Below are 7,722 nucleotides of genomic sequence, written 5' to 3' on the forward strand. Positions count from 1 at the left end.
GGCCGCGCGGTCGGCATCATTATTCGCTGCCTGCGCCTGGCGGAGCAGGGCATCGCTGCGCTGGCGGGCGCGCTCGGATTGCTCGCGCGCATCCACCAGGCTGCGCCGCTGCTCTGACAGACCGGGTTCGGTGGCCTGGGCGGAGAGCAAGGCGGTTCCGGCCGTCGCCAGGCCGAAAAAGCCGATCAGGACGAGGGCAGGGCGCAACATCAGCCTCATCCTTCCCGATGATAGGGATGGCCGGCGATGATCGATGTCGCCCGGAACAATTGTTCCGCCAGCATCGCCCGCGCCATCATATGCGGCCAGGTGGCCTTGCCGAAAGAAAAGAAATGATCGGCGCTGGCCCGTTCCTCGGCGCTCAGGCCGTCGGCGGCGCCGATCAGAAACCGGGCCTCGCGCTCGCCATCATCCCGCCAGTCCGAAAGCAAGCGGGCAAATTCGCCCGACGTCCAGTTTTCACCGGTTTCGTCCATCGCGATGATCCTGGTGCGGCCCTGCAGCCTGGGGGACTTGCCGCCCTGTTCGGGCAGTTCGCTGATCTTCACGTCCCAGCCAATCCGTTTGACATAGCGATCGACCAGATCCGCTTCCGGGCTACGGCCGATCTTGCCACGAGCGACGATATGCAATCTCATCGCCCGGCAATATCAGGCTTCGACGACTTCCGGCGCTTCGCCTTCCTCGTCGACCGCCCACATCCGTTCCAGATTATAGAAGGTACGCACTTCCGGACGGAACAGATGGACGATCACATCGCCGGCATCGATCAACACCCAGTCGGCATTGGCCAGGCCTTCGACCCGAACCGTGCCGCCAGCCTGCTTGACCCGTTCCGCCAGCTTCTGGGCAATGGATGCAACCTGCCGGGTCGAACGCCCTTCGGCGATCACCATATGGTCTGCAATATTGCTTTTGCCGGCCAGCGGAATGGAGACAATATCCTGCGCCTGATCATCGTCGAGCGATTTCATCACCAGCGCATGGAGCGCGTCCGACTCCGCCTTGCCTTCCGGAGAAGTGGCAGATTTCAGAACTTTTACCTTCGGTTTCGTCAACATAAATCCTAATCTTCTGGGCCAATCAGCCGGTGGGTCACCGCGTCTCGCACGCGGCGGTCCTCATATTGCTGATGCCAATGGGGCCGAGCCATCCGGATCGCGGTGGCCGAGCGTGGGTCGGGACGATAGCGCAGGAATGTCAGCGCCGGCGTACTCCAGCTGGTCCAGTTACCACGCTGGCTCGCGGGGTGGACGAAGCGCCGCAGCCAGGCCATTGCGGGAGCCGCAAAAGCATCATCATCATAGCCGGGTCTCGAAATAACTGCAATCGGCAATAATCGGGCAATCTTCCGCCAGTCTTTCCAGCGATGGAACTGCGCCAGATTGTCAGCGCCCATGACCCAGACAAATTGCCTTTGCGGGTAAAGCCGAACCAGCTTGCGCAGGCTGTCATAGGTATAGCGGGTGCCCATGTCCCGTTCGATCGCGGTGGGCCGTATCCTGCTCCGGCGCGCCATTTTCTGGGCCGATCCCAGCCGCGCATGCAGGGGCGCCATGTCGCCGGCCCCGTCTTTCAACGGATTTCCCGGAGAAACCAGCCACCAGAATTCGTCGAGATCCAGCTGCTCCATCGCAAACAGGCTGATCGAGCGATGCGCGCCATGCGCCGGATTGAACGATCCGCCAAGCAGGCCGGTGGTTTTCACAGACCGGGTGTTTTCATGATAGATTCGGCCAGGCTCGCCATGTTCCAACCGTGTAACATAGTCCGTAAACGAGGACGATAAGCGAGCTCCAAACGACAAAACTGCTTACGTCATCTGGGATGAAAATTAACATCGGAAACAGGATCAAACCGCGGAGTAAATAGACCGAGCTTATTATGACGAGCCCAGTGCGAAGCAGCGGCGGCTTGCGAACCAACCCTGCTCCGGCAAAAGCAATCCAGGCCCATATGAAGAGCATGGCGGAGATGCCGATCGTCATCAGTTTCGGGTACAACCATCCTTTTTCGGCCATTCTGGCCATGTCTTCGCCAGCACCGAAAAATCGATACCAGTCCGCACCCCCAAAGATGATTGCGATGTGGAGCAGGGCAGCGAGCGAACTCAATAAACCTCCCGCAATGAGCAATTTTCTACCCATGGCCAAAGGCGCATCCGTCATGCCCGGACTTGGCCGGTTCCGCGGACCACCCATTTGTAGGTCGTGAGCCCTTCCAGCGCCACCGGACCGCGCGCGTGCAGCCGGCCGGTGGAAATGCCGATTTCCGCACCCAGACCAAATTCGCCGCCATCGGCAAACTGGCTGGAGGTATTGTGCATCACGATCGCGCTGTCGGCGCGCAGGATGAACTTTTCGGCCATGGCGCTGTCTTCGGTGACAATCACGTCGGTATGGTGCGAGCCGTGGTCAGCGATATGGTCGAGCGCCTCGTCGACCCCGTTGACCATCGCCACCGACAGGACCGGGGCGAGATATTCGGTATCCCAGTCGCTCGCTTCCGCCGGCACGATTCGCTCGTCGAGCTCGAGTATGCTGTCATCGCCGCGCACCTCGCAGCCGGATTCGAGCAGCGCGCGGACGAGGGCGCCGGGGGCGGGATAATCCTGATCGATCAGCAGGGTTTCCATCGCGCCGCAAATCCCGGTGCGCCGCATCTTGGCGTTAACCGCGATCGCCAGCGCCTTGTCCGGATCGGCATCCTTGCCGATATAGCTGTGGCAGATGCCGTCGAGATGGGCGAGCACCGGCACCCGCGCTTCGTCCTGCACCCTTTTGACCAGCGACTTGCCGCCGCGCGGGATGATGATGTCGATCAGGCCGGCGGCCTTCAGCATCGCCCCGACCGCGGCCCGGTCGGTGGTCTGGACCAGCTGGATCGCGTCGGCCGGCAGACCGGCCTCGACCACGCCGGCGACCATTGCTGCATGGATCGCGCCATTGCTTTGTATCGCTTCCGAGCCGCCGCGCAAGATGACGGCATTGCCCGAACGCAGCGCCAGCGCCGCCGCGTCGGCGGTCACATTGGGCCGGCTTTCATAGATGATGCCGATGACACCGAGCGGCACCCGGACGCGTTCCATCACCAGGCCATTGGGCCGTTCGGTGCGGTCGATCACCTGGCCGACGGGGTCGGGAAGCACGGCGACATGCTCGACCGCTGCGGCAATGGCTTCGAGCCGGTCGGCGTCGATCATCAGCCGGTCGAGCATGGCATCGGTCAGGTCACGGTCGCGGGCGCTGGCCATGTCGCGCTGATTGGCCGCCAGGATGCTGTCCTGATGGGCACGCAGCTGGCGGGCGGCAGCGGTCAGGGCGGCAGATTTTTGCGCGTCGCTCACGCCGGTCAGAATGGAGAAGGCAGAGCGCGCCTTGCGGCCCATGTCGGAAATCAATTGTGCAGGTTCGGTCATGGGATGCTGCTAGCATGGCGGCGGTGGCAATTTAACCCTTAATCTCCGGAAAGCCGGAGCGAAAAAAATTTTCGCGATGCTGCAACCAATTCTTTCGATTCGCGTAAATGTTATGGTTGAATTTCGATGATTTTCAACGAAAGCCGCAATTCATCCCGTGACTGCTTCGACTCGTCACGAGTCGTCGCCCTGCGATTCGCCAGGTCGCCAACCCTCTGCTAGCGGCTGGCCGGGGATTACGAATAATAGCGGCGGGTCATGCACAATCAAAATACCGGAAAAGGGTTTAAGGCCCGGCTGGATCATATGTTTACGGATCGCGAGTTTTTCATGCGATCACACGGACAGGTCCGTTTTCTCACGATATCGGCACGCTTGCAGAAGCGTGTTTTCTATTCTGTCGCGGCGGCGCTGGCCTTCTGGCTGGCGGTGACGCTGGCGATGATGATCAACCAGCTGATGGTCACTGGCGAACGCATGGCGCTGGCGCAGAAAGAGGCCGAGGTGAACAGCACCGAAAGCCGTGTCTCCCATTACAAGGCATCGATCGAGGATGTGGCGGCCGATCTCGAGCAGCGCCAGGATGTGCTCGATCAGATGACCGAGCAATTTGTCGGCGAACTGCCGGAGGCAGCGACCAGCGCGGAACAACAGCAGATTGACAAGAATCTGTCCGAAAATACCCGGAAAATCAGCGCCGCCTTCCCGGAAGCGGCGCATCTGGCGAAACTGGAAGCCCGGCAGATCCTGTTCGCCCGGCGACTGACACTGGCGGCGATGCAACGCACCGAACAGGCGGCGGGCGCGATTCGCAAGTTCGGCCTGAACCCGGACATGCTGACCAGAAATTCCGGGGGCGCCATGGGCGGTCCGCTGATTCCGATCTTCAAGGGACAGAATCAGGACATGCACCCCACGTTCGAACGGCTCAATCTGGCGCTGCAGCGCATGGATGCGCTGGAGCGGACGCTGATCGCGATCCCGTCCGGCAAGCCGTCGAGCACCGGCATGATGTCGAGCGGCTATGGCTTTCGCCGGGATCCGTTCACCGGCGGCGGCGCGATGCACAGCGGCATAGATTTCAAGGGACCGCACGGCCTGCCGATCCTGGCAGCGGCTGGCGGCAAGGTCACCCACGCCGGCTGGAAATCCGGCTATGGCAAGACCGTGGAAATCACCCATGGCAACGGCTTGATGACCCGCTACGCGCATCTGTCGCGGATCGGCGTGGCCGCGGGCCAGAAAATCGAGCAGGGCCTGCCCCTGGGCGCGATGGGAAGCACCGGACGGTCAACCGGAACGCATCTCCATTTCGAAGTCCGGCTGAACGGACGCGCCATCAACCCCCGACCCTTTTTGGAGGCGAATAACGATGTTCTCAAGGTCAAAGCCATCGCACGACAACGTGCCAACCCAGAGAAGCGCGCCGAGTCAGGCGCCAGCCGTGGCTAGAAGCAACGGCAGCAGCGGATCGAGCTTCTCGATCATCGGTGACGGCATCGTCATCACCGGCAATATCGAATCCAAGGTCGACCTGCATATCGACGGCGAGGTGATCGGTGACGTCAAATGCCTGTCGCTGGTCCAGGGGCCATCAAGCAAGATCAAGGGCGCGATTGTCGCCCAGCATGCCAGCCTGTCGGGCTCGGTCGAAGGCTCGATCGATGCCGGAGATCTGGTGATTGCCGCCTCCGCCCGCATCGGCGGCGACGTCACTTATGAAAATGTGACGATCGAGCAAGGCGGCCATGTCGAGGGCAAGTTCAAGCACCGCAGCAGCAAGTCACCCAATCTCGCCCGATCGACGGTGAACATGAATGAAATGGCGATCCCGCTGGAGCTGACCGAAGGCGACAAGGCGGCCTGATTCCAGCCGGGGCTCCGGCCCGGTGATTGGCGATGCGAAGATAGCAAGCAGAGCGCTAGTGGACCAACAGGCTGTGCAGGCCCTTGGCAACGCAGGACCGGGATTGTTCTGCCATGGTAACCGGCACCCCGATTCTGTCGATCAATGTCTGTCCGATCAGGTTGATGGCCGCACTGCCGCCGGTCAATATGATCCCGCTGGAACAGATGTCGTCGCAGAGTTCGGGGGCGGTGTTGCTCAACAGATTGGCGGACATGTCGGCGATTGCATCAATATGCCTGTCCACCAGTACCGCCAGCTCCGCAAGCGGAATGGACCGGTTCTCCGGCAGGCCTGTTGCCATATTCTGCCCCTTGACCTGAACCGATCCGGATAGCCCGGCACCGGCCATCATCTGCTCGACCAATTCCAGCTTCGCCTTTTCCGCGCTATTCTGGCCAATCAGGAATTTGTGCCGGGCATGGAAATGATCAATGATCGACTGATCCAGGCTGTCTCCGCCTTTGCGAATGGTGGCACGGCCGCACAGACCACCGAGGGAAAGAACGACAGCCTCGGTCAGACCGGCCCCGCATTCGAGAATCATGGCACCGGTAGGCGCGTCAATGTCCAGGCCGGCACCTTGCGCTGCGGCAATGGTTTCATCGACCAGAGTGACGGACGATAGCCCGGCATCCCGAGCCGCCGTCATCAGGGCATTGCGCTCGGCGCTCGTGGCGTCCGTTGGAACGCCAATGGTAGCCTTCAGGCCGCTTCTCCGGGGCTTGCCGATGCTGGAGCGGATGGCATATTCCAGAAATATGCGGGTCGCGTCAATATCGTTCAGCACCCCGAAGCTGAGCGGGCGAACGATGGTGAGGTCGGCTGAGTCGTGACCCCGCATGTCCCGCGCTTCCTGCCCGGCCGCAACCAGCTTTCCCCTGCCGGGGTCGCCGGCAAAGCAGCATAAGGATGGTTCGTCAAAAACAATCCCGTCCGCCGCCGTCATGATCCGCGTGTTTGCCGTGCCGAGATCAATGGCGATATCGGGCTTCTGTTTTCTCGATAGGATTTTGTACATCGGGGGATTTTAGACCGCATCAGCCAGACTGTCAGCATTATTCCTGATTATTCGTGCATCAGTCAGATGATGGCGAGCGATCCCCCGCTAGGCCCGGGGCGGCTGCCGCCGATAGCTGAGCGCTTCCGCTACATGGATTCGCCCGACGTCCTTCGCGCCAGCGAGATCGGCAATCGTGCGGGACACCCGCAACACCCGCGTATAGCCGCGCGCCGTCAGCCGCATCGCCGCTGCCGCTTGCGCCAGCAAAATCCTCCCCGGCTCGTCCGGCGTCGCATATTTCTCCAGCACGTCGCCGTCGATTTCGGTGTTGGTTCTCGCTTCGACATCGGCATAGCGCTCGGTCTGGATGGATCTCGCTCTCGCTACCCGCGTCGCCACCGCTGCGGAACCCTCTGCCGGCGGCGGCATGGTGAGGTCGGCGGCGGACAGGGCTTCGACCTCGATATGCAGGTCAATCCGGTCGAGCAATGGACCGGAGACCTTCGCCTGATAATCGGCAGCGCAGCGCGGGGCCCGGGAGCAGGCGAGGGTCGCATCGCCGAGATGGCCGCAGCGGCATGCTCGTGTTGCTAATTTGCGGTCAGTTAAAAGAGGAGAAGAGATTGATGGAGGGCCTCCTCCGCCCGTACCAGTGGGAGTTCCGCTGTCTGGGGAGTAATAGAGATCAATCTCTACTTCGTCGGGATGAATGGTAATGCGTTCAACTATTGCTTCTACAATTTGCCGCTTCTGATCAGGCGTAAGTTCTGGCCAGCGCATATGGAGGTCCCGAGCTTCGCGGATGATTTCCTCTTGGGATTGGAAACTGACTTTGAGAGCATCGATGGTGGCTTCGGCTTTGGGAATATCGGCTTCGAGCTCCCTCATTCGTTGACGCCAAGGTTCATTGTGTCGGGCAAAATCGGTTACATCCAATGCCCCGGCGGAGTAGGCGGCATAGAGCTTGTCGCTCTCCCCTTTGGTTGTTTCATATTCACGCTTAAGCGCGGCAACGGCCCCTTCGCTGGACGTGAGACGCTCACCGTGATCTGCAAGGTAGGTTGCAATTTCCTTTTCAGAAAAAATGAACCCTTTGAGCTGTTCGTGAAAGATGGCTTCCAAATCAGCCGTAGGAATTTTGGTGCGGCAGGCCTGACAGGTATATTTGGGGCTGTCAGACGGCACATACATTTTTGTGCCGCAGTGACAGAATACTAATCCTGAAAAAAGGTGGATGGTGCGCTTGGCTGGAGGCTTCCGTTTGAGCCGTTGCTCCATGACAACACCAGCGCATTCGTCCCACAGTTCCACCGAGACGATGGCGGGCACTTCCGTATACACCCATTCGCTCTCCGGTTTCAGAACCCAGTTTTTGGACCGGTCATCCGTCTTAGT

The 7,722-nt window shown here is 60.6% G+C and carries 10 protein-coding genes; 2 read left to right on the plus strand and 8 right to left on the minus strand.

Annotated elements, in window-relative coordinates; all coding sequences use genetic code 11:
* The 6 genes from ACEW8J_RS14330 to ACEW8J_RS14355 all read right to left on the minus strand — a co-directional run.
* Positions 1-210: hypothetical protein (locus ACEW8J_RS14330; RefSeq protein ID WP_373492322.1), on the minus strand; the 210-nt coding region annotated here is incomplete at its 3' end.
* A gap of 5 nt (positions 211-215) precedes the next feature.
* The gene (locus ACEW8J_RS14335) at positions 216-638 is read right to left on the minus strand and encodes a 23S rRNA (pseudouridine(1915)-N(3))-methyltransferase RlmH (protein WP_373492323.1); all 423 of its coding nucleotides are present in this window, start codon (positions 636-638) and stop codon (positions 216-218) included.
* Positions 639-650: 12 nt separating this feature from the next.
* Positions 651-974 carry a ribosome silencing factor gene (gene rsfS, locus ACEW8J_RS14340; protein WP_335655322.1) on the minus strand — a complete coding sequence of 108 codons (324 nt, stop codon included), beginning with the start codon at positions 972-974 and terminating at the stop codon, positions 651-653.
* A 92-nt stretch (positions 975-1,066) separates the two neighbouring features.
* Complete coding sequence (locus ACEW8J_RS14345; protein WP_373492324.1) at positions 1,067-1,708, minus strand: nicotinate-nucleotide adenylyltransferase; 642 nt, start codon at positions 1,706-1,708, stop codon at positions 1,067-1,069.
* A gap of 13 nt (positions 1,709-1,721) precedes the next feature.
* Positions 1,722-2,168, minus strand: coding sequence for a hypothetical protein (locus tag ACEW8J_RS14350; protein ID WP_373492325.1), 447 nt, complete (start codon positions 2,166-2,168; stop codon positions 1,722-1,724).
* Positions 2,165-3,418: a glutamate-5-semialdehyde dehydrogenase gene (locus tag ACEW8J_RS14355; protein WP_373492326.1), complete on the minus strand. Its 1,254-nt coding sequence runs from the start codon at positions 3,416-3,418 to the stop codon at positions 2,165-2,167. Before ACEW8J_RS14355 ends, ACEW8J_RS14350 begins: the two co-directional genes overlap by 4 nt.
* 258 nt (positions 3,419-3,676) lie before the next feature.
* On the opposite strand from ACEW8J_RS14355, the gene ACEW8J_RS14360 reads away from it, so the two are divergent.
* Both ACEW8J_RS14360 and ACEW8J_RS14365 read left to right on the plus strand, forming a co-directional pair.
* Positions 3,677-4,870 (plus strand): peptidoglycan DD-metalloendopeptidase family protein, encoded by a 1,194-nt coding sequence (locus tag ACEW8J_RS14360; RefSeq protein ID WP_373492327.1) that lies wholly within the window; start codon positions 3,677-3,679, stop codon positions 4,868-4,870.
* Positions 4,863-5,285 (plus strand): polymer-forming cytoskeletal protein, encoded by a 423-nt coding sequence (locus tag ACEW8J_RS14365; RefSeq protein WP_373492328.1) that lies wholly within the window; start codon positions 4,863-4,865, stop codon positions 5,283-5,285. The genes ACEW8J_RS14360 and ACEW8J_RS14365 overlap by 8 nt, the downstream gene beginning before the upstream one ends.
* Positions 5,286-5,340: 55 nt before the next feature.
* Here the strand turns inward: ACEW8J_RS14365 and ACEW8J_RS14370 are convergent, their stop codons facing one another.
* Positions 5,341-6,345, minus strand: a complete 1,005-nt coding sequence (locus ACEW8J_RS14370; protein WP_373492329.1) for a rod shape-determining protein — start codon at positions 6,343-6,345, stop codon at positions 5,341-5,343.
* 87 nt (positions 6,346-6,432) lie between these two features.
* A partial coding sequence (locus ACEW8J_RS14375) for an ATP-binding protein (protein ID WP_373492330.1) occupies positions 6,433-7,722 on the minus strand: 1,290 nt, incomplete at its 5' end.

Origin of the sequence: Parasphingorhabdus sp. (assembly GCF_041748495.1) — a bacterium.
Classification (GTDB): Bacteria; Pseudomonadota; Alphaproteobacteria; order Sphingomonadales; family Sphingomonadaceae; genus Parasphingorhabdus.